Genomic DNA, 24,651 nt, shown 5'->3' on the forward strand with positions numbered 1-24,651 from the left:
TATTCCTTACATGTATTCGCAGGTTCAAAAGATGAATGCAGTATTAGGATTAGAAGATGGGACAATTATAAAAGGCACCGGCTTCGGTGCTGAAGGTATCGTTTCCGGCGAACTTGTTTTCACAACTCAATATACTGGCTATGAGGAGGCTCTAACAGACCCTTCATATAAAGGCCAGATCCTTATGTTTACTTATCCTCTCATCGGGAATTACGGTGTCAGTGGCAACTGTATGGAGTCCGATGCTGTTAAGGCTGAAGGTCTTGTGGTCAGGGAGGCATGTCCCAAGCCATCTCACCACTTAGGAAAGAAGACTATCTATCAGCTTATGGAGGAAGAAGGCAAGCCCGGTATCGCAGGCGTGGACACACGTATGCTTACAATTAAAACACGAGAACATGGAACTATGCGTGCAGCCCTCATCAATGGCAGTGATGACGGTGAGGAGGCAGTAAGAATTGCCCGTGCACAAAAAAGCATTTCTGATATTGATTTTATTTCACAGGTAACCTGTCCTAAGCCTTTCAAGCTTGAAAGCCCAAGCAGGGATCCTAACAACCCGTTAAATGTAGTACTTGTTGACTGCGGTCGTAAGCTCAGTATTGAAAGGAGCCTTCTGGCAAGGGGTATGGATGTAACTGTAGTACCAGGAAACTCATCCATCTCAACCATAGAATCATATGACCCTGACCTCCTGTTCATATCGAACGGACCGGGAGACCCATTGCAGGCACAGGATGCAATTTCTGCAGTAAAGCACTTCACAGGTGAGCTGCCAATTGTAGGAATCTGCCTTGGTCACCAGATCATGTCCCTTGCGCTTGGAGCAGAGACATACAAGCTTAAGTTCGGACACAGGGGAGCAAACCAGCCTGTAAAGGACCTTGAGACCGGAATTGTACACATCACTTCCCAGAACCATGGTTTTGCAGTTGATGGTGACTCCTTTGAAGAGGCTGAAGTTACTGTGACACAGTATAATACTAATGACAAGACAGTGGAAGGTATAGCACACAAGTATCTGGATATGTTCAGCGTGCAGTACCATCCGGATGCACACCCCGGACCGCTTGATTCTGAAAAGATCTTCTTTGAAAAGGTTCTCAAACTTGCAGGAGGCAAGAAATAATGCCAAAACGTGAAGACATTAAAAAAGTACTCCTGATAGGTTCAGGACCTATTATGATCGGACAGGGTGCAGAGTTCGACTTCTCTGGAAGTCAGGCATGCAGGTCCCTTAAGGAAGAGGGACTGGAAGTAGTGCTTGTTAACTCTAATCCTGCGACCATTATGACCGACCCGGAGATGGCAGATGCAGTTTACATCGAACCTATCGAAGTAAAGGCAGTAGAGAGGATCATAGCCAAGGAGAGGCCAGACGGTATCATTGCAGGTATCGGTGGTCAGACAGGTCTTAACATCACGAGTGAACTTGCTGAGGCAGGAATTCTTGAGAAATACAATGTTCAGCTCCTTGGAACAAACCTTGAAGCTATCAAGAATACCGAGGACCGTGAACTGTTCAAGCAGACCATGGAAAGCATTGGCGAGAAAGTCCCACGCAGCAAAGCAATTTCCACACTCAAAGAAGCAGAAGAGCTTATTGACGAGCTCGGATTACCACTAATCATCCGTCCTGCATACACCCTCGGTGGTGCTGGAGGAGGAATTGCACATTCAAAAGAAGAACTCCTTGAGATCACTGAAAGGGGACTTCGCCGCAGTCGTATCAGCCAGGTGCTTATTGAGGAAAGTGTCCTTGGCTGGAAGGAATTCGAATATGAGGTCATGCGTGATGCAAATGATACATGTATAGTAATATGTAACATGGAAAACCTCGACCCTATGGGTGTTCACACAGGTGAGTCCATTGTAGTTACACCATCACAGACACTCAACGATGAAGAGCACCAGATGCTCAGGACTGCAGCTATCAAGATCATCAGGACATTCGGTATCGAAGGTGGATGTAACATCCAGTTCGCTGCAAAGGATGGCGACTACCGTATTGTGGAAGTAAACCCACGTGTTTCACGTTCATCAGCCCTTGCGTCAAAAGCAACAGGTTATCCGATTGCCAGGGTAACAGCCAAGATAGCTATCGGAATGGCATTGGATGAGATCCTCAATGATGTCACAAAGAAGACACCTGCATCATTCGAGCCTACAATTGACTACATCGTTACCAAGATCCCAAGGTGGCCATTTGACAAGTTTGTCAATGCTGACAAGACACTGACAACTGCCATGAAGAGTACCGGAGAGGTAATGGCGATTGGCCGTACCATTGAAGAATCACTTCTGAAGGCTGTACGTTCCCTTGATATCAAGATGGACTTCGGTACGGATGAGTGGTCTGAAAACGAAACGAGAATGCTGCTCAAAACTCCTACAAGTGAGCGTCTTTTTGTAATGTATCATGCACTCTGTAATGGTTTTTCAGTAGAGGAAGTTTCAAGCCTTACAGGTATTGATATCTTCTTCATCAGGAAGCTTAAGAATATCATTGACATGGAAGACATGGTTAGGGAAGAAGGATTCTCCGGAGCAATATCCGATGATCTTCTTCGTGAAGCAAAACAGACAGGTTTTACTGATGCACGCATTGCAGAACTCACAGGCAAGACCCGAGTGGAGATCAATGACCAGAGGCGGGCTGCAGGAATTATCTCTACCTATAAGATGGTAGATACATGTGCAGCAGAGTTCGCTGCAGAAACTCCATATTATTACTCATGTTACGAGCAGATGTGTGAAGCTGACCCATCCGACCGCAAGAAGATCCTTATTCTTGGTTCCGGTCCGATACGAATCGGACAGGGAATCGAGTTCGACTACTGTACTGTACATGCAGTAGCTGCAATTCGCGAGGCAGGAATTGAAGCTCACATTATCAACAACAATCCTGAGACGGTATCCACTGATTATGATACATCAGACAAGCTCTTCTTCGAACCTCTCACACTTGAAGATGTGATGAATGTAATCGATAAGGAGAATCCTGATGCAGTGCTTGTGCAATTCGGAGGACAGACCTCAGTAAACCTTGCACTCCCACTTGAGAGGGAACTTAAGAGACGTAGTGACCTTAAGACCGTGATCCTTGGAACATCACCTGAAGATATCGATGTTGCAGAGGATCGTGAGAAGTTCAATCTCAGGATGAGCAAGCTTGGTATCAACCAGCCAGACGCAGGTTATGCAACCTCACAGGACCAGGCAATTGAAATCGCTACAAGAATTGGTTATCCGGTACTTGTACGTCCTTCATATGTTCTTGGCGGACGTGCAATGGAGATAGTCTACGACCAGACTGACCTTGAGAGGTACATGCGTGAAGCTGTAAAGGTTTCACCTGAGCATCCAATCCTTATTGATGACTTCCTTGAGGGAGCAGTAGAGATAGATGTTGATGCAGTGTGTGACGGTAAAGATGTGCTTATCGGAGCAATTATGGAACACATCGAGGAAGCAGGTGTTCACTCAGGTGACTCCGCATGTGTGATTCCTCCACAGTCACTTTCTGAAGAAGTGCTTGAAACCGTACGTGATTACACCCGTAAGATCGCTCTTGCACTTAATGTAAAGGGTCTTGTAAATATCCAGATGGCACAGAAAGGTGACAAGATCTATGTCCTTGAAGCAAACCCACGTTCTAGCAGGACAATCCCATTCGTATCCAAGGCTGTAGGACTGCCACTGGCAAAGATCGCGGCCCGTGTTATCATGGGAGAGACACTTGAAGAGCAGGGTTATTCAACATGTGACGAACCAAAGATCAAGCATGTTGCTGTTAAGGAAGTTCTCCTGCCATTTGACAAGCTCCCTGGTGCAGACCCGCTACTTGGTCCGGAGATGAAGAGTACCGGAGAGGTAATGGGTGTTGATTCTGATTACGGAAGGGCATTCTTCAAGGCACAGCTTAGTGCTGACAACCTTCTGCCACTTACAGGAAAGGTCTTTTTGTCCGTGAAGGATGAAGACAGAGATGAGCTACTTGAAGTAGCACAGAAACTTGTGAGTGCAGGCATCGAGCTCCTTGGTACAAAAGGTACTGCAGATTTCCTTTCTGAGCATGGAGTTGAGATGGGAATTGTCAGGAAAGTGCATGATGGCAGCCCGAATGTCATTGACATGATGCGCAGATACGAAGTTGCACTGGTCATTAACACACCGGAAGACAAACTCTCACGCGAGGACGGTTCAAGGATCCGCCGTGCAGCAGTTGACTTCAAGGTACCTTACATCACCACTATCCAGGCAGCAATTGCAGCAGCTAACGCCATCGTTGCAATGAAGCAGGGTGAAGGCGAAGTAAAATCAATCAATGAATATCACAGGGAGATGGCTTAAGTCTCCAAATTTCTTTATTTATTTTTCAGGATCAGATACTATGACAAAGAAAGTAGTACTTGCTTATTCAGGCGGGCTTGACACTTCAGTGTGTATCCCGCTGCTCAAAGAGGAATACGGCTACGATGAAGTAGTTACAGTTGCCGTTGATGTGGGACAGCCTGAAGCTGATGTCAAACAGGCTACAGAGAAGGCACAGAAGATCAGCAACAAGCATTTCACACTTGATGTTCGTGAAGAGTTTGTCAATGATTACATTTTCCCTCTTATCAAAGCCAATGGCGACTATGAAGGATACGTAATGGGAACATCCATTGCACGTCCACTTATCGCTAAGAAGGTCGTTGAGATCGCAGAGCAGGAAGGTGCTGTTGCACTTGCACACGGCTGTACCGGAAAGGGTAACGACCAGCTTCGTTTCGAGGCTGTTTTCCGTCTCACTGACATGGATGTTATTGCACCAATGAGGGACATGAACCTCACACGTGACTGGGAAATTGAATATGCAAAGAAACATGGCATACCTGTCAGTGTTACAACCGCAAAGCCATGGAGTGTTGACGAAAACATATGGAGCCGCAGTATCGAAGGTGGTAAGCTTGAAGACCCTGGATTTATCCCACCAGAGGAGATCTACCAGTGGACTGTTTCCCCTGAAGCAGCTCCTGAAGGCCAGACACTTGTGATCGGTTTTGAGAACGGTGTTCCTGTTTCACTTGACGGCGAGAAGATGACCGGTGTTGACCTTATCATCAAGCTCAACGAGATTGCAGGTTCCCACGGTGTTGGCAGAACAGACATGATAGAGGACCGTGTTCTCGGACTTAAGGCACGTGAGAATTACGAGCACCCTGCAGCAACAGTATTGCTCACAGCCCACAAGGACCTTGAGAAGCTTGTGCTCACCAGAGCTGAGCTGAAATTCAAGAAAAATGTGGACGAGCAGTGGTCAGAACTTGCCTACTACGGCCTTGTGGACGAGCCACTCTATGCAGACCTCAATGCTTTCATAAACAAGACGCAGGAACGTGTCACAGGTACTGTGACCGTGAAACTGCACAAAGGCAGTGTGATCATTCTTGCACGTACATCCCCGTATGCACTCTATTCAGAAGACCTTGTGTCCTTTGACAGTGCAACCATCAACCAGAAGGATGCCGAGGGCTTTGCAAAGTACCATGGTTTCCAGGCAAGGATGTATAAGAAGGTTGTTGAGAAGTAATTTTAATTATGTGTGCCGATGGAGGCATGCATACTCTTTTTTATTTTTCATTTTAGTTGGATCTTTAACTAATCGATAGATTTTATTCTTACAGAGATGGTGCAAAAATCTACGATTTTTCCCGGCGTATCCATTCACTTACTAGTAAAACACAAAGTGCCTCGTTTCCTTTCCCACTAACTTCAAAACAATTTTGTGAGAAAAATCAAACTACTGCTCTTTCATTCCACTGGCTCATACCTGAACCCGAACCCCAGGTCCTTCAAAGCCAGCAGGGCCATGAACATCACACAGAATATAAAGAACACCGAAACAAAACATGCAAAATTATAGTAGAAGAAATTCACACCTGAAAGTTTCACGTTCATGAATGCGAAAATGCTAAGCGGCTCATTGTAGACCGGATACAGGTAAGTAAGTCCGCCATCTGCAATATCATCCAGTAAGAGATGTGAAAGGAAGGCAGCTTCTGCAAAGATACCTATTGATGAAGCTTTGGAAATATTCCTGTATACAAGATATCCAAGCAGGAACGCTAGTATGAATGCCACAAGTCCAAAGAACAAAGAATGGGTCGGAACCGAACCTATCCTGGTGTGCTGAAGAGTACCATGTAAAACATAATTCCACACCGCAGGTACATCAGGGAACACAGAACCTACGCTGCCCACAAAGAGCAGTAAACCTAGATGTTTAACATCCTTTATGCTCATCTCTCTCCTGAAACCACTTCCTGCTATTGCAAATATTCCCACAAGGGACACGCAGAAAATAAAGAAGGACAGATGAAACGCTGGATACGGCATGCATTAGTATATTAATCAAAATTATATAAATTTGGTGTTCTCACATGTATGAGACTGAAACCTCACAGCTTTTTTTGATGAAAAGGACAAGGAATAACAAAATCTTCAGAAGAACGATGTTTTTTCTTATACAATGACTGCATTACCATCCTATTAGATAAGATATTCTGCCATCAATGATTAACATATACTGAATGCCTAATTATGCATATACTGAATAAATATATATGAACATAAAACAATACTCCTCAGAGGAATTATGCAAAACAATACATATATTCACAGGTCTGCTAAACTTTATGGCTCCAGCAGCGTCGGCAAAGGATCGGTAGTACTTGAAAATGTAATACTTGGATATCCTCAGCACAGCATACTTATGGAGATCACAAAGGCTGATGACGTTGACATAGAAAACTATGACCAGCCAGGTGCTGTGATAGGCGACAATGCTTTCATAAGGGCAGGTACGACCATCTTCAGCAATGTAAGAGCAGGGAATAATTTCAAGACCGGACATAATGCCATGATAAGAGAGAACACCACAATAGGTGATAATGTCCTCATTGGAACAAATGTGATAATAGACGGCACTGTTACTATAGGCAGCAATGTCAGCATCCAGGGCAATGTGTACATTCCCACGCATGTAACCATTGAAGATAAGGTCTTTATCGGACCATGTGCTGTGCTTGCTAACGATAAATATCCTGTAAGAGGAGAATATCATCCCGAAGGTCCTGTGATCAGGAAAGGTGCTTCAATTGGTGCAAATACAACACTGGTTCCAGGAGTTGAAATTGGTGAGGGAGCCATGGTAGCTGCGGGAGCATTAGTCACAAAGGACGTACCTGCATGGAAACTCGCCATTGGATGTCCTGCAAAGATCATTGACCTTCCTGAAAAAATAGAAACATTGAATAACATATAAACCTAGTGAAACTTTCCAGTATAATTTAAATAATCTCTGAGACTTGTGATATCCATGATACCCATTGCAAAACCACAGCTTGATGAAGCTGAAATTGAAGCCGTTAATGAAGTGCTACGCTCGGGAATAATCGCTGAAGGACCGCGTGTTGCAGAGTTTGAACAGGAATTTGCCGATTACACAGGAACAGAATATGCTGTGGCTGTGAATTCCGGAACTGCTGCCTTACATGCTGCTTTGCTTGCACATGGGATCGGAAAAGGTGACGAGGTCATTACAAGCTCTTTCAGTTTTATAGCCACAGCAAATTCAGTACTTTTCACAGGTGCAAAGCCCGTATTTGCAGATATAAGACCAGACACTTTTAATCTGGACCCGCAGCTTATAGAAGATAAGATAACACCTGCTACAAAAGCTATCATGCCGGTACACCTCTATGGCCAATCTGCGGACATGGGATCAATTGTCGACATTGCAGAGGATCATGACTTGATTTTAATTGAAGATGCATGCCAGGCACACGGAGCCAGCTATAAAGGAAAAAAGGTGGGTTCCTTCGGCACAGGTGCATTTAGTTTCTATCCTACCAAGAATATGACCACCAGTGAAGGTGGGATCATCACCACCAATAATAAAGAAGTCGCTGACAGGGCACGCATGATACGTGCACACGGTTCCAAACAGCGTTATCTTCATGAAATGCTGGGATACAACCTGAGAATGACAGACATATCTGCTGCAATCGGAATGGTACAACTAAAAAGACTCCCTTCCTATATAGAAGCAAGGCAGAGAAATGCAAAAATACTTACTGATAAACTTCAGGACATAGAGGGCATAGAGTGTCCGACAGTCAGTGAAAGCTGTGAGCACGTATTCCACCAATACACCATACGTACTAAGAACAGAGACCAGTTGGCAGACTACCTGAAAGAGAAAGAAATTGGTTCTGGAATATACTATCCAATACCCATCCACAGACAGCCCTATTATAAGGAGCTTGGATACAACGATAATCTTCTGGTTACGGAAAAGGTCTCAAGGGAAGTACTCTCACTACCGGTTCACCCTGCTGTGACCGGGGATGATATCACCACAATAAGTAATGCAATAAAGCAGTGGAGTGATGCAAAATGTTAAGAGTGGGCGTTATCGGTGCCGGTGCCATGGGTAAGAACCACATACGTATCTACAGTGAGATGCCGGGTGTAGAACTTGCAGGCATTTCGGATATCGATAAGGATCTTGTGGAAAGTCTTGCACAGCAGTATAATACTAATGCTTTTACAGATTACAAAGAAATGCTGGCATCGGGAATTGATGCAGTAAGCATAGTTGTTCCTACCAAGATGCATCGCCAGGTTGCTACTGATGCTATTGAAGCAGGTGCACATGTACTTGTAGAAAAACCCATTGCAGACACCGTTGAAAATGCAGATGCGATCATTGATGCAGCTAAGAAAAATGGACGGCTTGTAATGGTTGGACACATTGAAAGGTTCAATCCTGCTGTCATAAAGCTCAAAGAGATAATCGAATCAGGTCTGCTCGGGAAGATAGTTTCTATATCTACCAGGAGAGTTGGACCCTATAATCCAAGGATAAGAGATGTTGGTGTTATTCTGGACATCGGTGTACATGACATAGATGTAATATCATATCTTTATGGCAGTGATGTAAATCAGGTCTATGCAGTAGCCGGGGCAGATATTCATTCCTTTGAGGATCATGCAACCATACATATGAGACTGGATCACGAATTCTCCGGTCTTGTTGAGGTCAACTGGCTCACACCACACAAGGTAAGAAAGCTTACAGCTGTTGGTGTTGGCGGTGTTGCTTATCTAGATTATATTGACCAGACAGTGGAACTTCATGACAGTGGCTGGATAAGGAAAGCAAAGATCGAACAGAAAGAACCACTTAAGAACGAACTTGAATATTTCATTGATTGTATCAATAACGGTAAACAGCCAAATCCTTCAGGAACTGATGGAAAGCATGCACTGAAAGTAAGTCTTGCGGCTATTAGTTCGTACAAAGAAGCAAAAATGATAGATATTAAGGAATGATGATCATGAGCCAGAAACTCGAGACTATTTTGAAAGAGAAAGGACCTATAAAGAAAATAGGCGTCATAGGAATGGGTTATGTGGGTATCCCTGCAGCATCCCTTTTTGCTGATTCTGATAAGTTTGACCATGTGCTTGGATTCCAGAGAGACTCCCCTTCATCAGGTTATAAGATAGAAATGCTCAACCGTGGTGAAAGTCCGCTTAAAGGTGAGGAACCCGGACTTGAGGAGCTTCTGAAAAAGGTCACTGATGCAGGCAAATTCGAATGCACACCGGACTTTTCCAGAATATCCGAACTTGATGCAGTTACACTGGCCATCCAGACACCTTTTGCAGACCCAAAGGCACTGGAACCCGACTTTGGAGCACTTAAAGAAGGTATCCGTAATGTAGGCAGATACCTTAAACCGGGAATCCTTGTAGTTCTTGAATCAACGATCACACCTGGTACAACTGATGGGATGGCCAGGGAAATCCTCGAGGAAGAATCGGGCCTTAAGGCAGGAGAGGACTTTGCTCTTGCACATGCACCTGAAAGAGTAATGGTTGGAAGATTGCTCCGTAATATCCAGGAACATGACAGGATCGTGGGTGGTATTGATAAGGTAAGCACTGACAGGGCAGTTGAACTCTATTCACCGGTGCTGACAAAGGGCAGGGTCATACCAATGAGCGCAACTGCTGCTGAAGTTACAAAGACCGCGGAGAACACATTCAGGGATTTGCAAATTGCAGCAGCGAACCAGCTTGCTCTTTACTGTGAAGCAATGGGAATCAATGTCTATGATGTAAGGGCCGGTATCGACAGCCTGAAAGGCGAAGGCATAACAAGAGCCATACTCTGGCCAGGTGCCGGTGTTGGTGGGCACTGCCTTACCAAGGACACGTATCACCTTGAACGCGGTGTGAAACTGGGAACCGAAGCTCTTGATTACCCGCAGGATGCAGAGTCTATCTATGTTCTTGCACGCAGGGTCAACGACTTCATGCCTGTGCACATGTACAACCTCACCGTTGCCGCACTTAAGAGGATAAACATGGACATAAAAGGAGCAAAAATAGCCATGCTTGGATGGGCGTTCATCAATGACTCTGACGATGCACGCAACCCACCATCAGAACCTTACAGGGACATGATCCTTGAAGCCGGAGCAGAACTTAAGGTGCATGACCCGCATGTGCTCAGTTACCCTGATGTCGAGCTGCTCAAAGACTCAAATGAGACCATCAAAGGTGCAGATGCAGTTGTTATCTTTACAGGCCATAAAGAGTATTTTAGCCTGAAACCAGAGGATATAAAGAAACTCACAGGCAAAGAAAACACTGTGATCATAGACGGCAGGAATGTCATCGATCCTGACACATTCATTAATGCAGGATTCGTGTACAAGGGCATCGGCCGTGGTGACAAGAACAGCCATCCGATTGCTGGCCAGTAATCTATTTTTCAGCGGGATATGTTTCCCGGCCATCTTTTTTCTTTTTACGGCGCAGATTTATCAGTATCAGAATCACGAAAATGATCTGTGCGATCGTTAGCCCTATACCATCTGCCATCAAATCATATACACTGGATGTACGACCTGGCACAAAGGATTGGTGGAACTCATCAGAGATGCCATAAAAGACACCAAGAACCACAGCTATTATGGCTGCATATTTTCTGAGAAATACATTATCAGAATTTTGGAATGTCAGGTGCAGAAGTACACCAAGACCGAAATAGAGAAACATATGAGCAACCTTATCCATGTGCATATATGCGTATTCTGCAATGTCTATCACAAAATTAAGACCAAGACTTTTTGCAATGTCTGCCAGTTCATACATGATTGGGATCTTGAAATACGAAGACGGAACACTGAGATTGGCCTGTGCGGACAGGTAGAATATAAAACCTGCATAAAGGACTGTCAGAGCTATTAGAATCTCTTTTTTATGCTTCATATAATCAAAGTGTTGTACCAATGAAACCTGTTTAAGAATGAACTGGATGAAGTAAAGGAAATAAAGGACAAAAAGTGCAATATACTTATTTTTAAGAAGATTCTGCATGGTTCCATCGTATAAATGTTGTACTAAGTTATAATAATTATCCGCCATCAGCCAATAATCTCTTCAAGACCTTTATAAAGATTAATCTTCGGTTCAAAACCGATAGCTTTGGCCATTGTGATACAGGATGAACTGTGTTTAATGTCACCTGTCATAGGATCTTTATACTCTATATCCATGGAATTGTCAAATATGTCCATAAGAATCTGTGCCAGTTCATCTATACGTGTGACCATACCGGTCCCGACATTATAGACATCACCGTCCCCGCCAGCACCGTTAGCAAGTAGTGTGATCATATCAACTACATCATGTGCAGAGACAAAATCCCTGGTGTTTGAACCGTCACCAAAAATAATAGGAGGAAGACCTTCCTTTAACCTGCCTATGAATTTCGAGATCACACCTGAATAGGGATTGGACGGATCCTGTCTCGGGCTATATATATTAAAGGGTCTTATGCTGACAGTTGGAAGACCATATGCATGATGATACATACTACAGTATTTCTCACCACAAAGCTTGCTGGCACCGTATGGTGACATGGGATTCTGAGGGTGTTTTTCATCAATTGGAAGGTATTGCGGATCCCCATAAACTGCAGCAGAACTTATGTAAACAAAACGTTCAATGTCGCCGGATCTGGCCCCTTCAAGAAGATTCAGGGTTCCAAATACATTGTTGTCCGCATCAAATAAAGGCTCTGACATGGAATGAGCAACGCTGATCTGGGCTGCGGTATGGATTATAATATCATTTTGAGATGCAAGTTCCCTGGCAATAGGAGATCTTATGTCATCCTTTACAAAACTAACATTTGAAGGTAGATCTGGTTCCTTACCGGAAGACAGGTTATCCAGTACTGTAACGTCATAGTTGTCATGCATAGTATCAACCAGATAACTACCTATCTGACCGATACCACCGGTAATAAGAACCTTCTTCATGTTCACTAAATTGTGAACTTTATATATAACAGTACCTCTACAACTAAAATAACCAGAAGTTAAAATAAATACTGAACAAAGTAATTAAAACAATAAAAATATCAAAAAAAGAAAATTTGGACTTAGCACACAGTCTTTACCTGTTCTAAGCCCCTGGAGACAGTTTCAAATGTTGCACGTTCCATGCAGTGGAGAGTACAGTACATCTCCTCCCGGGCATAGTTCTCGTAAACATAGATGGGACTGCCACACATTGAGCATTTCTTCTCTATTAATTTCATTTGTACCACCTGTAGCTCCGATGCATACCATTATGTAGAGTAGACACCAGATTACTAACTATTATACTGTGACAATAACCCAATTGCCAAATTAGAATGGATGACAATACTATATAAATTTATGTCTGATGCAATAAATTATGCTCATTATTATGATGAGATATCACTAATTTACAAATAAGGAAAACAATAATATAAAATAGATACTAGTTCAAAAAGACAAGTTGCATAGTAGATAACATAAAAGATATTCAAATATAACGAATACAAAACAGTAAATACATATACAATAAATGTATAAATTCAAACCAGAGGGACAGTCTGTTTTAAGCTCACCTGTCAAACTAACTTATCGATATAATAAAGCGAGAATATACATCATGATTCTGAGGATTTGAACTATGCTGGATCTGTATTCATCTTCGACACTTCTAACCTTGATTCTTGGAAGCACTTTTTTAGTGCCGTTCCTGGCTACATATGTATCAATGCCCTATTTTATAAGAAAGCTTACGGATAAGGGCATCATCGTCAGGGATTATTATAAGAGAAAAGTAACCATGATACCTGAGAGAGGAGGCATAGCCATCATCCTTGTGGCAATGGTATGTTTCTCCCTGAACACTCTGTTTTTCAAATTCTCGTCAACAAATTATGTTATTCTTATTGTTATTGCCATGTTCGGCTTATTTGGAATACTTGACGATATGGTCGATATTGGCAGAGTAACAAAACTGCTTCTTATGTACTATTGTTCATATCCACTGATCCAATATGCCACCCATACGGCCTTCACACTCCCAAGTGCCGGCAATATTGAACTGGGAATTCTTTACCTGCAGTTCATTGTGCCTACTTATGTCCTTGTTGCATCTAACCTTGTGAACATGCACTCGGGTTTCAATGGTCTTGCTTCGGGATTGTCTGTTATTGTCCTCATATCTTTGATAATAAAATCCATACTTTTAGGTGATGTGGACAACATCTTTTCCGTTGTCAGTGTTACAGGGGCAACACTTGGCTATTATATGTACGACAAATATCCTTCAAAGATATTCTGGGGAAACGTGGGATCACTCACCATAGGAGCAGCCATTGGAACTATAATAGTTGTTCAGGGTTTTATCATCAGTGGGTTCATCATGCTTATCCCACATACAGTAAACTTCCTCATGTACGCCTACTGGAGAGTTATGAAATTCCCGGTAGCTAAATTTGGAAAAGAGAGAGAAGACGGAACTCTTGAAGTCCCAAATGCACTCACACTCAAATGGGTTCTTCCTTATTATCGCAGAGTAACTGAAAGGCAAGCCACATGGGCAATGTACGCCCTTACAATGCTATTCTGTGCAATTGGAATACTCTTCCCCGGAAGGATCTGAGCAGCTACAATAGAAGCTAAGGGATTTTTTACTTGCATTTTTTACATATGATATGCACAATTCCAGCCTGGCCAACTTCTGCCAGACTAATCTCTTTATCTACAATCAATAATACAATGTATGTTGATTTTTGATCCCTGTAGAAATTCTGCCATTAAAACTTTGAAGTAAGTAGTCCGGCTTTGTCAGGCCAATAGCCTGAAGACTGAAATGAATGTAACAATCTTCTATACAGCAGCATAAGAATATCACATGTGTGGTAGTATAATTGCGTTGTTATCAGTTTGCAAACTGATATATCGTAGGCCATGAATAGCTTGAGTAAGCCCGAAGGGTCCGGCGAAGCCAGCGTTTTCCCATAAGGCGAAACAAAATAATCTGTATAATACTCCGGTAAATTTTCTTTTTAGAACTCTGTATAATTAGTAACATAAATGCAATAATCTAATGAATAATCTTCTGTGTAGCAGCATCGAAATATTCCGCATGCAGTGGATGATTACTTTGTTTTTACATCTCAGATTGTTTTTGTGAAAATGAAAAGCAGCAAAGTTTATGTTACTCATATTAATAGGAATTCTACAGCCAAGTTTTGTATTCTGCGCCATGCCAGTATACAAACAGTAATTGACGGGCAGTATCAGAAAAGAGAACAGAAATTGAATAAAAAAGAAGTGTGCCCCGAAAGGGGGCCCTTTAATTGATCCTTGTTTAAACAGTTTCACCGAAGTGACCTGAGACTATTGAAAGGTCCTGAATGTTCACAGTACCATCCTGGTTCACATCCCAGCGAGGGAGATCTGTTGTGTAAGTTTTACCATAGTTCTGACCAACAAGAGTAATGTCAAGTACATTGACAATTCCATCCTCATTTACATCCCATCTTGGCTGCAGGTCTGTGATGGTTATTGTACTTGATGAGCTTACCTCTTCTGTACCATCACTTACCGTTACCTTGATTGTATGTGTACCTGCAGATTCATAGTCTGTTGTCCATGAATAACTGGCAGATGTGCTTACCTGTACACCGTCGATCTCAATGATATAACTCAGTGAATCTCCATCTGCATCATTTGCAGCTACATTCACATCAATGGTTGAACCTTCCTCAAATACAGAGCTATCTGCTGGCTCAAAGAGAGTTATCTCAGGCATGTGGTTCATTGGTGTCACGGTTATGTTCACATTTACCGTGTCTGTGAGATATGCGTCTGTGACTTCAAATGATGCAACATATGAACCAGCATCACCCTCTGATGGTGTCCAGCTGAAACTTCCTCCATTGAAAGTTGCACCGAATGGAAGTGTTGTAGCTGTGTATGTAAGTTCATCAGCATCTGCATCGGTTGCACTTACTGTGAAACTCAGGCCCTGTCCCTCAACTACAGTCTGTGATGAAACAGATGTGAACTGCGGAGCTGTGTCAATAAGAACTGTTGCATTGGATACTGTATATCCTGCAGGATTGGAGTTTGCATCACTAAGGATCACATCGGAAAGTCCAAGATCAAGTATACCGGAACTACTGCCAGCTACCATCTCAATGGTGGCCATTGCACCCGGAGATATGATGCTTCCACTACCTACTATGGCTGCATAGACTTTATCCAGTAGTCCTGCTGCATTGTCAATACTGTCATACTGGAAGGTTGTTGCAAGTCCACTTGATGTGAACATGTCACCTTCACTTACTGTAGAGATGCTTGCAAGCTGACTGTACTGCAGATCGAACTGTGAGCCTGTAAGAGCCTGGGTTGGATCTATGTATACATCCAGACTAAATGATTCTCCCGGAGCTACTGTTGTAGTTGACGGGGAGATCGAGATGGAGGAGTATTCAGATTCTGCTGCTGCAGAGACTATTACTGTCCATGTCCTTGAGATGGTTCCTGCTGCTGCAGTTCCATCAAAAGTTACAGTATGAGTACCTTCTGTAGTCCATGATTCCACATGATCGGTTGTACCAGCCTCAACCTCTACACCATCAAGAGACCAGACAGCACTTGTGAATTCCTGACTTGTATCTACAGAGAACGTTGCGGATTCACCTGTTGTTGCTGTAAGGGATGTTGCTGATGGAGTGAATGATAGGCCTGTGCCGGAAAAGACTGGCTCTTCGTCGGTGGTTTCTTCAGTTATTTCCCATGTCTGCACAACAGCACCATTTGCATTGGAACCTGTAAACATTATAGTATTTGTTCCAGATAATATGTCCCATGTATAATCCATTGATCCTGATAATACAAGATTTCCATTTATGTACCATTTCATGGTTGTAAGTTCCTCATCAGTCCATACCTGAAATTTCTTCTTCTCACCTAGTTCAAACGGATTGTCTGGACTTGGTGCATATCCTGTAATCTGAGGTCCAGTTGAACTCGAATCGGGAATAATGGCCGTGATAGTGTATGATGGGATATTTGGATCCTTACGGTACCAAGAGGAGTCAGGAGTGATGTCTGATAAAATTACATTGTTGCCATATTTGCTATTTATAGATAATTCATGAGAAAAATAATAATTTGTACCGGCACTGTTTTTATAAAACTCAGCTAAAGCCAATGAATTAGATCTATTGATTACCGGAGAAGATAATTTCCCATCTAATTCAGTCACAAAAGTATTTTTGTCGTTTCCTAACCCATCTACAGAAATAGATAGTGGAGTGTCAAAAATATTAGAAACAGAAACTATAGCTGATGAAATAGGAGTTCCTTCTGTATCTTTTACCAGTACATCAGGATAATAATAAAATAGTGTTTCAGAACTGTTATATCGAGTATCCAGAACTAAAGAGTCATATTTTACATTAATAAATTTTGAATTAGTACTGTATAGAAGGTAGATATTTGGATATCCCTGATTGCAAAGATTGCTGTCAATTATATAACCATTTGTTACGTCAGTACTTACATCATATAATTCAGAAAATGAATCAGAATAGGTAAAAATGATACCTTCAGTATTAGAATAAGCTGTAGCATTTATAACAGTTAAATTAGTAATTGCAGATGCTGTTACGACGGAGTCACCTGTTTCAGAATATATATTTTCAAAAATGATATCATGAACACCGACTCCCACCCTATAACTCGAACCTGGCGTTGAACCATACGATTTCATGTTTTTAAGAGTTACATTGTAAGTTCCATTAGCTGCACCTGGCCCTGTTATCAATACATTATTACTTATTGAATCGTAAATGTTCATATTTTCTACTAAAATATCATTGCATCCATGTAAATCAAGACCATTGTGACCTGAATTGTAAACTGTAATGTTAGAGATGATAATATTTGAAGATCCACCAGTTGCTTCTATACTACTCCAACCAGTTCCATTTACATAGATATCATGCATAGAAGAATTATTGCTTCTACCATCATAGATTACTGCATAAAGTCCAGTTGCAGGAGTCTTGTAATTTCCAACATTAATTACTTTTACATTGAATATTTCTGTATTATCACAATTATAGCAGGATATCGCACTATGAGAAACATCACTAACAGATATGTTATAGATTTTTATGCCATCTGAGTTGAAAACTTTTAATCCGCCCCAACCATCCTTTATCGTTAAATTATAAACATCTGTTTTAATCGAGTCTAACCGGATACCACCAGAATTATTGAAATAAACATTATTTAACAATCCATTCGTTCCAATTTCGGTGCCACCTCGTATTTCAGTATTACTAATATAAAACGGATAACTATAAGCTAGACTTTCTGATTTATTAATAATTAATACATCACAATCTGTATTATTTATATACATCTTCGAATCTTTATATAGATAAATTGATGCATTTAAGTACCAAGTATTCCCATCTCTAGAAAGAACATTTGGATTATTTAACGTTTCATTTAACCAAGTTAAGTTTACACCTTGATCCTCATAACTTATGATAATGTTATTTGTAGTTGGATAGTAAACTGCAGAACCGTTTGCTGTGTTTAAAAATAAAAACAACATAGAAATTATGATGAAGCTTTTTGAAAGTATGGACATGTTGAACATGAAATCACCTGGTATTGTTTGTATATGCACACAAATATAAATTACACCTACATATTTGTGCTATTTCTGGCCCTACATGAAATCTCATTTGAATAATATAGATGAATTGACATGTATGTCAAAGTTGTGCAGTAACAACTTAAATATAACTTTTTTAATCGGTATTGATAGCGTTTTGCCCTAATTTCTTCACCATATTTTCTCTTCAGACCATAGTTTCTATTGTGATGCAATTCTTTGTTTGATTTTATCCATTAATTCTACAATATTAATTATATCTCAATAATCCACATTAAGTTATTCACTCAACAAAACCAATGCCAATTGCCGGTGCTGAGTGTACTTCCTTTTAGGATATCTGCACCTATATATATGAAGATGTGAGTTTCCTGATACAGCTAGAATCCCATCAACAAATATTAAGTACTTATTTGACAAAACACAATCTACCTAGTTGTGTTTTCGGTAGTAGACATTGATAAAAGGACTAATCATATTTAAATCGTTATGTCTAAATATATTTGGAAGTGGACGTTATACAAAACTACTTTTCTTTTAATTGGATAAGATTATATGTAAACCATAGACATTTGCATATCTATCGTTGTACATTAAATACATATTTTATACTCAAAAATGAATATCGTTAATTTAATGATACCTAATAGTATACACACTTTCCAATCACCATAATTGCTTTGGTTTGAATATAGTTTTAATCTGCCATATATCACAAGCATATAGGATATGTAATACCTTGGAAAAATCCTGAACGTCCACGGTACAATCCAGAGATAGACTTATTACTAAACTTTTTATAAAATAAATGCTTTGGAATGTAAAATGCCTGAAGTATCTGTAGTAATTCCATTGTATAATAAAGCTTCCTATATTGAAAGAGCCTTGAATTCTGTTTTAAATCAAAATATCACAGATATCGAAATAATTGTTGTAGATGATGGATCAACCGACAATGGCCCTGAACTCGTAAAACAGTTTAATGACCCACGTATTATATATGTTAAGCAAAAAAATTCAGGTGTTTCAGCAGCACGCAACAAAGGAATTATAAAATCAAAAGCAGATTTAATTGCATTTCTAGATTCTGATGATGAATGGATGCCTCATTTTCTTGAAACGGTATTATATTTGAAAGAAAAATATCCGCAAGCAGGCTTGTATGCAACCGCATTAAAGACATGTAACGAGGAAAACAGTTGCTTAATTCCAAATCATAGTTATTTGCCGTTTGAAAATCAAGAAGGAATTATAGATAATTATTTCTCGATAGCTATAAAGGATTTTTATTTTGGATCATCTTCGGTATTGATACCTAAAAATATTTTTAGGGAAGTAGGTATATTTGAAAATGGAGTATGGTGGGGTGAAGACCTAGATATGTGGGGGAGAATTGCTTTAAAGTATCCAATTGCATTTAGTAAGGAAATTGGTGCCATATATCATCTAAACTCTTCGAATAGAGCCGGTAACAGAGAAGATATTGTGGACGAACATATTTTTATTCCTAAAGCAAAAAGTGCTATAAGACAAAGAGAAGTATCGGAAGAAATGAAGTACTCATTACAAAAGTATATCATTTTCTTGGAATATATTCGGCTTTCACGTAATATTAGAAATGAACATATAAATGGAGATTTGCTGAAATTTATTTTAAATAATAATGCACGTTATAATTATAAAATTATTATATTACTGCTTGTTACTATATATAAGATGATACGAAAATATTGTTTTAATCATTAGTATATTTGCTTTGTAGAACATCACCTATTAATATACGCATATGACTGCTATCAAATAGACAACAAGTTCATAGAGATGAATAACTATTTTCAGTATATATAAACTCAAAAGTCCACAATTAATACAAAATTATCTACACAATCCAAATAAGAACTCATTAAGTCAATATTTGCTTTAAATACTTCCCAGCATTCATTGCCTTTTCTTTCATGATTGGCACTTGATAATTAAGATGCTCTACAATTTCCTTTTCATTTAAATTTATTAAACTCATTTTTTCAATTACTTTATCTTGATCTAAGTTTTTGGGAGATAAACAATATGAATCATGTCCAAATAAGTCTTTATTAATACCTATTGCTTTCATACTATATGCAAAACTTAATGTAGGAATACCTGAGGACAATGCAGCAATAGTTGAATGTGTTCGTGCACCAGCAAAAAAAGAAAGTTGGCTTATAATCCATTTTGTTTCAGAAGCATTATAAATGGGATCAATAAGTATTAGCTTCTTAGTATCTTTTATATGAGAAAGCATATTTTTCATAAATACATAATCATTAGAATATGGAGTTGTAACATGAGGAATTAAATAGATTGTTTTTCCAGTGGTTTCGGATATACTAGATACAATACTTGCAGCCTTTTTTTCCCATAAATTGATGTCGCCTTCACAAACATATTTTGCCATCAAAGGACTTAAATTAATTCCTATCGAACTTTCTTCGATATTTAAGCTATTTGAAGCAGGTTTTATTGGTTCAAGAAGATAAGCTGGATCTGCAACCTCATATACATTTTTACTAATCCCATTTTTTTTAAGATAATCTGTCGTTGCTGATTCCCGGGAAAAAATTGCAGTAACATTTTTAAGATGATTTATCATATATTGTTTGTATTCAGGCATTTCATCAAAAGGACCAACTGAAGCTCCCCATATTATCAAAGGTTTTTTGTGGTATTGAACAATATCATCGAGATCAGTAAATAATTTTGGGATCCCATAATCCAAAGAATAATTATCACCCCCTATTGAGAGCACAGCTTGGTGATTCTGCAGTTCTGGAACCATATCATGAAATGGCCGATAGCTTTTCATCTTCGAATTAAATAACCGCAAAAAAATACGAATAAGCTTCTCTTTGCTATGAGGTTTAACATAATTATAAATCTGCATATGCATAATTTTGGAATCAATGCTATCTTGAATAGATGTAAGATGACGTGTCTCTGGAGAAAAAACATCAAAACACAATAAACTAGGATCATTAAAGTGCTCTCTTAAAATTTTTACAGTCCCTCTTACAATAGCCTCACATCCCCTGTTTTCATAGGGGCCATTACCTGCCAAAATAAATGATGGATTTTCAGTCATATTTAGTGCACATCCTTTTTAGTTTTGCCAATTATACAATTATTATTATACGTTCAACAGTAATCATCAATTTTTAGCCATCTCCTTACATTTAATGGTATGAATGAATGAATAATCATGCGCTCATATTTGGTTAGACTGAAAATCCAACTAAAAACAATATAAACTACCGATATCAACGTACACCACGCTATAAAACCTGATAAGGTTGAAACATTTGTATAGTAATTAATAAAACCTGCAATTCCAGAAACTATCAGAACTGACAACATACCTGAAATTAGAGATTTGATAAAGGTAAATTGATAAACATTCAGAACCCTTGATGCATAGAGAGAAGTAAATAATGAATTCTTTGCAGTCAACATTATGGCCCCAGCAATTGCAACTGCATAGTAACCCCATCCTGTAAAAAGAGAAAGAACTAAAGAAAGAACTAAATTACCAATACCCATCAGAAAAGTAACTAATCCTGGTATTTTTATCTTGTTAAATGCAACATTAATTGAGAAAAGTGGTAGAACAGACAGATTTATGACTAAATGTACTAATTGTAGCACCATTAATGGCCAAAGCCTTGCAAATTCAGGCCCTACCCATAGTGACAAAAGTAGAGGTGAAAAACCGCACATTAAACCAATTGGCAGAGCAATCAAAATCCCCATTATTTTTACAGCACTCTTCGTAATGGTAAGTATCTCTTCAAACATATTTTTAGAGTAGTAACTCAAAATAACTGGAGTTAAAACACCAGCAAAGAGTCCGGCGATTCTCCTAATCAAAGAACTCCATACGATTATCAAAGCATATTCTCCACCCGTAGCTGTCCCAAATAATTTATTTACTAATATCAATTCTATTTGAAGAAAAAGTAGCGATCCAATCTGATTAATTGTAATCCAACCACCTGTGTCGGTAATGCTCTTTAATCTTGATATTTGGAAATCCTTTATACTTACGACTAAATTTGAATCAATTTTTTGCGAAAAAAGTATTGACAACAATAAACCAGCTAAGGCACCTAAAAAATGTGCAATTCCGACGTAGCTTAGCCTAGGAGTGAATATAAAAAATAATATTAGAATGAAAAAAAGGCGAACGAGAATATCTATTGAATTAATCGTATTTTGTAAATCTAATCGATTGTGAGCAAATAAAGCAACTCCAAAATTACTACCCCATGCTCTTAGTAAGAAAGCACTAATCACACCAATAAAAAGTATAGTAGCATCTTTTTTTTGTTCATCTGGTATTGAAAAATAATCAGGAGCATAGAATGATATTACAAAAACAAGAGGAAGTAGCAATACACATAATCCAAGAGTTCCAAACAATGCGGTATTGAATGTTTTTCTAGCTGTTAGATAGTCTTCTTTTTGGATATCAATAGTTATGTATCGAGACACAGAACTTTGCAAAGATTGAGACACTAAACCTACATACCCTGTAATAGAAGTAGCCAAAGGTATTATTGCATAACCAGAAACTCCCAAAGTATCAACGAAATAAGGAACTAGGAAAATACCAATTACTATACTTAATCCGAAATATCCAAAGTTTGCAAAAATATTTCTCGGTAATTGCTTGCTTAGCTTTTTTGGACTATTATTTAAATTAAACATACAGTAATTCCGCAAATACCATACAACATGTTTATCTAGCTATCCAATTTGTGCACATATATTCATATAGTGTTTTTGAATAAAAATATAATCTAGTAAAATACATCATCAATATTTATAGCTTGTGCTTCATTGCATCTTTTTGTGAAGAACATCAGATTTGGTCATATTTCATCTATTCTAATTTGATGACTGTTTTTCTTAAAATACCTGGCCAAGTCAAAAATACAGGTTAATTAGAATCATCTGAATACTAATTACACAATTTGAAACTACTGTTATATGGCCTTTTAACATCTGTTAATAAAGTTTATTCGATATAATTCTTTGATTTCTCGAGAGCAATTTTAAATTCAGAAGAATCTATTCCCATTTCATCTATTATTTCCATTACAGTATCTAAACTTATACTTCCCTCTGAATTCAATCTTTCAAGGGCAGCTTTACGAGTTAACTGTCCGTCTCGTACAAGGCAACTTAATCCATCATCACGATCATTGAATCCAAGAGATTCCTTATACAAAAATAACTTCAAAAGGCTTATTTGACAATCGCCTCTCCATGTAGATTTTGCATTTTCAGTTTTTTTCCAACCAATTTCATTCAACGTTGAAATAACCTCAGACTCATTCCATTTAATAAAAGAACCAAAGGGATATAGAACTAGATGGTTAGAATCCTTCCATTTTTCCATATAATGATAATGAAATTCTTTTAGTTGTACTGACACACATCCAGGATTTAAAATCCAAGAAGGATTCTCTGCAATGCGGGAAACATAACCATAAATAAATGAAGACATGCCTTTTTCGGGATTTTTTTTCAATAAATTTTTTTTATACCCCTGACCTTCAAAAGGTGTTGCACCAGTAATTATAACAGGAATATTATGCTTTTTTGCAAAGTTAGATAAACCCAGATCGATTCCAAGTTTACAACCAGTACAGAACAAACCAACCATAGCAGGATGGGGATTTTTCATCCAACTTTGTATATGATGTTTTACAGACTTAGTCAAAAAAGTGTGTTCTTCAATTATAAGATCAACGTCAAGCTCTTCTGTTAGATTTTTAATATTCTCCTTTGTTTCTTCGGGAAGAAAGCCATGATCTGCACAATAAGCAGCAAATTTAAAGTTAGTTTCCTTTACCAGTTTGTACAATAGAAAAGAACTGTCACGCCCCCCACTCAAAGCAAAAACACAGTCATATTTTTGGTTCCGATCTCTATAAGTTCCAAGATATGATTGAATTTCTGATTTTAAAGCATCCAGCCCCCTATAATCCAAATCATTATAATTTTCGCAAAAGTTACAAATATTATCAATATTGAATTTTATACGAGGGTAGTTTTCTGGAAGGAGGCATTTTGAACATCTTCTCATAAGTAATTTATACTTCTTTTCTAGTATTAAATAATATCTATAAAGACAGTGGTTTCGAATTCACATAATCTTTGAATATATTATACTTTAATATATGTGATTTTTTTAGTAATTATGCAAAAATATTTAACTTTAAATTTACGACGAAGAAAATTATATATCTTGTTATAAAATTAGATATACTTTTGGGCACAAGTGCACCAATATTATAGTAATATACATATATATACATATATATAACGCATATTAACAGTCAATCTATGTTATTTTATGAAGTATTACTTATGCAATAGAATAGACAAATATCATGATATCACATAATGTAGTTTTCAAGGGACTACGATATTGTATGTTTTCTGCCATATTATAAAAAAATCATGGAGTTTATGAGAGAGACATGACATCAAACATATGCATATTTGATAAATAAATTG

The 24,651-nt window shown here is 39.0% G+C and carries 17 protein-coding genes and 1 pseudogene; 9 read left to right on the plus strand and 9 right to left on the minus strand.

What is annotated here, in order from left to right; genetic code table 11:
• Positions 1-31: 31 nt before the first annotated feature.
• From carA to RE474_RS01445, 3 genes are read left to right on the plus strand one after another with little or no spacing between them, the layout of a single operon-like run.
• A complete protein-coding gene (gene carA / locus RE474_RS01435) occupies positions 32-1,129 on the plus strand; it encodes a glutamine-hydrolyzing carbamoyl-phosphate synthase small subunit (RefSeq protein ID WP_309311214.1) in 1,098 nt (365 codons plus the stop codon).
• A complete protein-coding gene (carB, locus tag RE474_RS01440; protein WP_309311215.1) occupies positions 1,129-4,353 on the plus strand; it encodes a carbamoyl-phosphate synthase large subunit in 3,225 nt (1,074 codons plus the stop codon). Before carA ends, carB begins: the two co-directional genes overlap by 1 nt.
• Positions 4,354-4,393: 40 nt before the next feature.
• Entirely contained in the window at positions 4,394-5,575 is a 1,182-nt protein-coding gene (locus tag RE474_RS01445; RefSeq protein ID WP_309311216.1) for an argininosuccinate synthase, read from the plus strand.
• 221 nt (positions 5,576-5,796) lie between these two features.
• Here RE474_RS01445 and RE474_RS01450 read toward each other — a convergent pair whose 3' ends face one another.
• A complete protein-coding gene (locus RE474_RS01450; RefSeq protein ID WP_309311217.1) occupies positions 5,797-6,381 on the minus strand; it encodes a metal-dependent hydrolase in 585 nt (194 codons plus the stop codon).
• A 259-nt stretch (positions 6,382-6,640) separates the two neighbouring features.
• Between RE474_RS01450 and RE474_RS01455 the strand changes: the two genes are divergently transcribed.
• From RE474_RS01455 to RE474_RS01470, 4 genes are read left to right on the plus strand one after another with little or no spacing between them, the layout of a single operon-like run.
• Positions 6,641-7,309 carry an N-acetyltransferase gene (locus RE474_RS01455; protein ID WP_309311218.1) on the plus strand — a complete coding sequence of 223 codons (669 nt, stop codon included), beginning with the start codon at positions 6,641-6,643 and terminating at the stop codon, positions 7,307-7,309.
• Between the two features lie 54 nt (positions 7,310-7,363).
• On the plus strand, positions 7,364-8,449 hold the full coding sequence (locus RE474_RS01460; protein ID WP_309311219.1) for a DegT/DnrJ/EryC1/StrS family aminotransferase: 1,086 nt from the start codon (positions 7,364-7,366) through the stop codon (positions 8,447-8,449).
• Positions 8,443-9,381 (plus strand): UDP-N-acetylglucosamine 3-dehydrogenase, encoded by a 939-nt coding sequence (locus tag RE474_RS01465; RefSeq protein ID WP_309311220.1) that lies wholly within the window; start codon positions 8,443-8,445, stop codon positions 9,379-9,381. The genes RE474_RS01460 and RE474_RS01465 overlap by 7 nt, the downstream gene beginning before the upstream one ends.
• Before the next feature lie 5 nt (positions 9,382-9,386).
• Positions 9,387-10,823, plus strand: a complete 1,437-nt coding sequence (locus tag RE474_RS01470; RefSeq protein ID WP_309311221.1) for a nucleotide sugar dehydrogenase — start codon at positions 9,387-9,389, stop codon at positions 10,821-10,823.
• 1 nt (position 10,824) lies between these two features.
• Here the strand turns inward: RE474_RS01470 and RE474_RS01475 are convergent, their stop codons facing one another.
• The 3 genes from RE474_RS01475 to RE474_RS01485 form a co-directional block, all read right to left on the minus strand.
• Positions 10,825-11,439: a VanZ family protein gene (locus tag RE474_RS01475; RefSeq protein WP_309311222.1), complete on the minus strand. Its 615-nt coding sequence runs from the start codon at positions 11,437-11,439 to the stop codon at positions 10,825-10,827.
• A gap of 47 nt (positions 11,440-11,486) precedes the next feature.
• Positions 11,487-12,386: an NAD-dependent epimerase/dehydratase family protein gene (locus tag RE474_RS01480; protein ID WP_309311223.1), complete on the minus strand. Its 900-nt coding sequence runs from the start codon at positions 12,384-12,386 to the stop codon at positions 11,487-11,489.
• 122 nt (positions 12,387-12,508) lie between these two features.
• Entirely contained in the window at positions 12,509-12,667 is a 159-nt protein-coding gene (locus tag RE474_RS01485; protein WP_309311224.1) for a hypothetical protein, read from the minus strand.
• A 401-nt stretch (positions 12,668-13,068) separates the two neighbouring features.
• Between RE474_RS01485 and RE474_RS01490 the strand changes: the two genes are divergently transcribed.
• The gene (locus tag RE474_RS01490; RefSeq protein WP_309311225.1) at positions 13,069-14,049 is read left to right on the plus strand and encodes an MraY family glycosyltransferase; all 981 of its coding nucleotides are present in this window, start codon (positions 13,069-13,071) and stop codon (positions 14,047-14,049) included.
• Positions 14,050-14,760: 711 nt separating this feature from the next.
• Here RE474_RS01490 and RE474_RS01495 read toward each other — a convergent pair.
• Together RE474_RS01495 and RE474_RS01500 are read right to left on the minus strand one after the other, a co-directional pair.
• Positions 14,761-17,409, minus strand: coding sequence for an Ig-like domain-containing protein (locus RE474_RS01495; protein ID WP_309311226.1), 2,649 nt, complete (start codon positions 17,407-17,409; stop codon positions 14,761-14,763).
• A 945-nt stretch (positions 17,410-18,354) separates the two neighbouring features.
• Positions 18,355-18,510, minus strand: a pseudogene (locus tag RE474_RS01500) (IS5/IS1182 family transposase); the annotation flags it as partial.
• A 405-nt stretch (positions 18,511-18,915) separates the two neighbouring features.
• On the opposite strand from RE474_RS01500, the gene RE474_RS01505 reads away from it, so the two are divergent.
• Positions 18,916-19,836: a glycosyltransferase family 2 protein gene (locus RE474_RS01505; RefSeq protein WP_309311227.1), complete on the plus strand. Its 921-nt coding sequence runs from the start codon at positions 18,916-18,918 to the stop codon at positions 19,834-19,836.
• Positions 19,837-19,993: 157 nt separating this feature from the next.
• Here the strand turns inward: RE474_RS01505 and RE474_RS01510 are convergent, their stop codons facing one another.
• The 3 genes from RE474_RS01510 to RE474_RS01520 form a co-directional block, all read right to left on the minus strand.
• Positions 19,994-21,211 (minus strand): polysaccharide pyruvyl transferase family protein, encoded by a 1,218-nt coding sequence (locus RE474_RS01510; RefSeq protein ID WP_309311228.1) that lies wholly within the window; start codon positions 21,209-21,211, stop codon positions 19,994-19,996.
• Positions 21,212-21,264: 53 nt separating this feature from the next.
• On the minus strand, positions 21,265-22,833 hold the full coding sequence (locus RE474_RS01515) for a lipopolysaccharide biosynthesis protein (protein WP_309311229.1): 1,569 nt from the start codon (positions 22,831-22,833) through the stop codon (positions 21,265-21,267).
• A gap of 310 nt (positions 22,834-23,143) precedes the next feature.
• Entirely contained in the window at positions 23,144-24,217 is a 1,074-nt protein-coding gene (locus RE474_RS01520) for an adenine nucleotide alpha hydrolase family protein (protein ID WP_309311230.1), read from the minus strand.
• Positions 24,218-24,651: the final 434 nt, after the last annotated feature.

The sequence above is a fragment of the Methanolobus sediminis genome (genome assembly GCF_031312595.1).
GTDB lineage: Archaea > Halobacteriota > Methanosarcinia > Methanosarcinales > Methanosarcinaceae > Methanolobus > Methanolobus sediminis.

What these genes read in the sequence shown, in the direction of transcription:
- carA (WP_309311214.1), top strand. Translation starts at nt 32, where the DNA reads ATGAATGCAGTATTAGGATTAGAAGATGGGACAATTATAAAAGGCACC.
- carB (WP_309311215.1), top strand. Translation starts at nt 1,129, where the DNA reads ATGCCAAAACGTGAAGACATTAAAAAAGTACTCCTGATAGGTTCAGGA.
- RE474_RS01445 (WP_309311216.1), top strand. Translation starts at nt 4,394, where the DNA reads ATGACAAAGAAAGTAGTACTTGCTTATTCAGGCGGGCTTGACACTTCA.
- RE474_RS01450 (WP_309311217.1), bottom strand. Translation starts at nt 6,381, where the DNA reads ATGCCGTATCCAGCGTTTCATCTGTCCTTCTTTATTTTCTGCGTGTCC.
- RE474_RS01455 (WP_309311218.1), top strand. Translation starts at nt 6,641, where the DNA reads ATGCAAAACAATACATATATTCACAGGTCTGCTAAACTTTATGGCTCC.
- RE474_RS01460 (WP_309311219.1), top strand. Translation starts at nt 7,364, where the DNA reads ATGATACCCATTGCAAAACCACAGCTTGATGAAGCTGAAATTGAAGCC.
- RE474_RS01465 (WP_309311220.1), top strand. Translation starts at nt 8,443, where the DNA reads ATGTTAAGAGTGGGCGTTATCGGTGCCGGTGCCATGGGTAAGAACCAC.
- RE474_RS01470 (WP_309311221.1), top strand. Translation starts at nt 9,387, where the DNA reads ATGAGCCAGAAACTCGAGACTATTTTGAAAGAGAAAGGACCTATAAAG.
- RE474_RS01475 (WP_309311222.1), bottom strand. Translation starts at nt 11,439, where the DNA reads ATGCAGAATCTTCTTAAAAATAAGTATATTGCACTTTTTGTCCTTTAT.
- RE474_RS01480 (WP_309311223.1), bottom strand. Translation starts at nt 12,386, where the DNA reads ATGAAGAAGGTTCTTATTACCGGTGGTATCGGTCAGATAGGTAGTTAT.
- RE474_RS01485 (WP_309311224.1), bottom strand. Translation starts at nt 12,667, where the DNA reads ATGAAATTAATAGAGAAGAAATGCTCAATGTGTGGCAGTCCCATCTAT.
- RE474_RS01490 (WP_309311225.1), top strand. Translation starts at nt 13,069, where the DNA reads ATGCTGGATCTGTATTCATCTTCGACACTTCTAACCTTGATTCTTGGA.
- RE474_RS01495 (WP_309311226.1), bottom strand. Translation starts at nt 17,409, where the DNA reads ATGCATGATATCTATGTAAATGGAACTGGTTGGAGTAGTATAGAAGCA.
- RE474_RS01505 (WP_309311227.1), top strand. Translation starts at nt 18,916, where the DNA reads ATGCCTGAAGTATCTGTAGTAATTCCATTGTATAATAAAGCTTCCTAT.
- RE474_RS01510 (WP_309311228.1), bottom strand. Translation starts at nt 21,211, where the DNA reads ATGACTGAAAATCCATCATTTATTTTGGCAGGTAATGGCCCCTATGAA.
- RE474_RS01515 (WP_309311229.1), bottom strand. Translation starts at nt 22,833, where the DNA reads ATGTTTAATTTAAATAATAGTCCAAAAAAGCTAAGCAAGCAATTACCG.
- RE474_RS01520 (WP_309311230.1), bottom strand. Translation starts at nt 24,217, where the DNA reads ATGAGAAGATGTTCAAAATGCCTCCTTCCAGAAAACTACCCTCGTATA.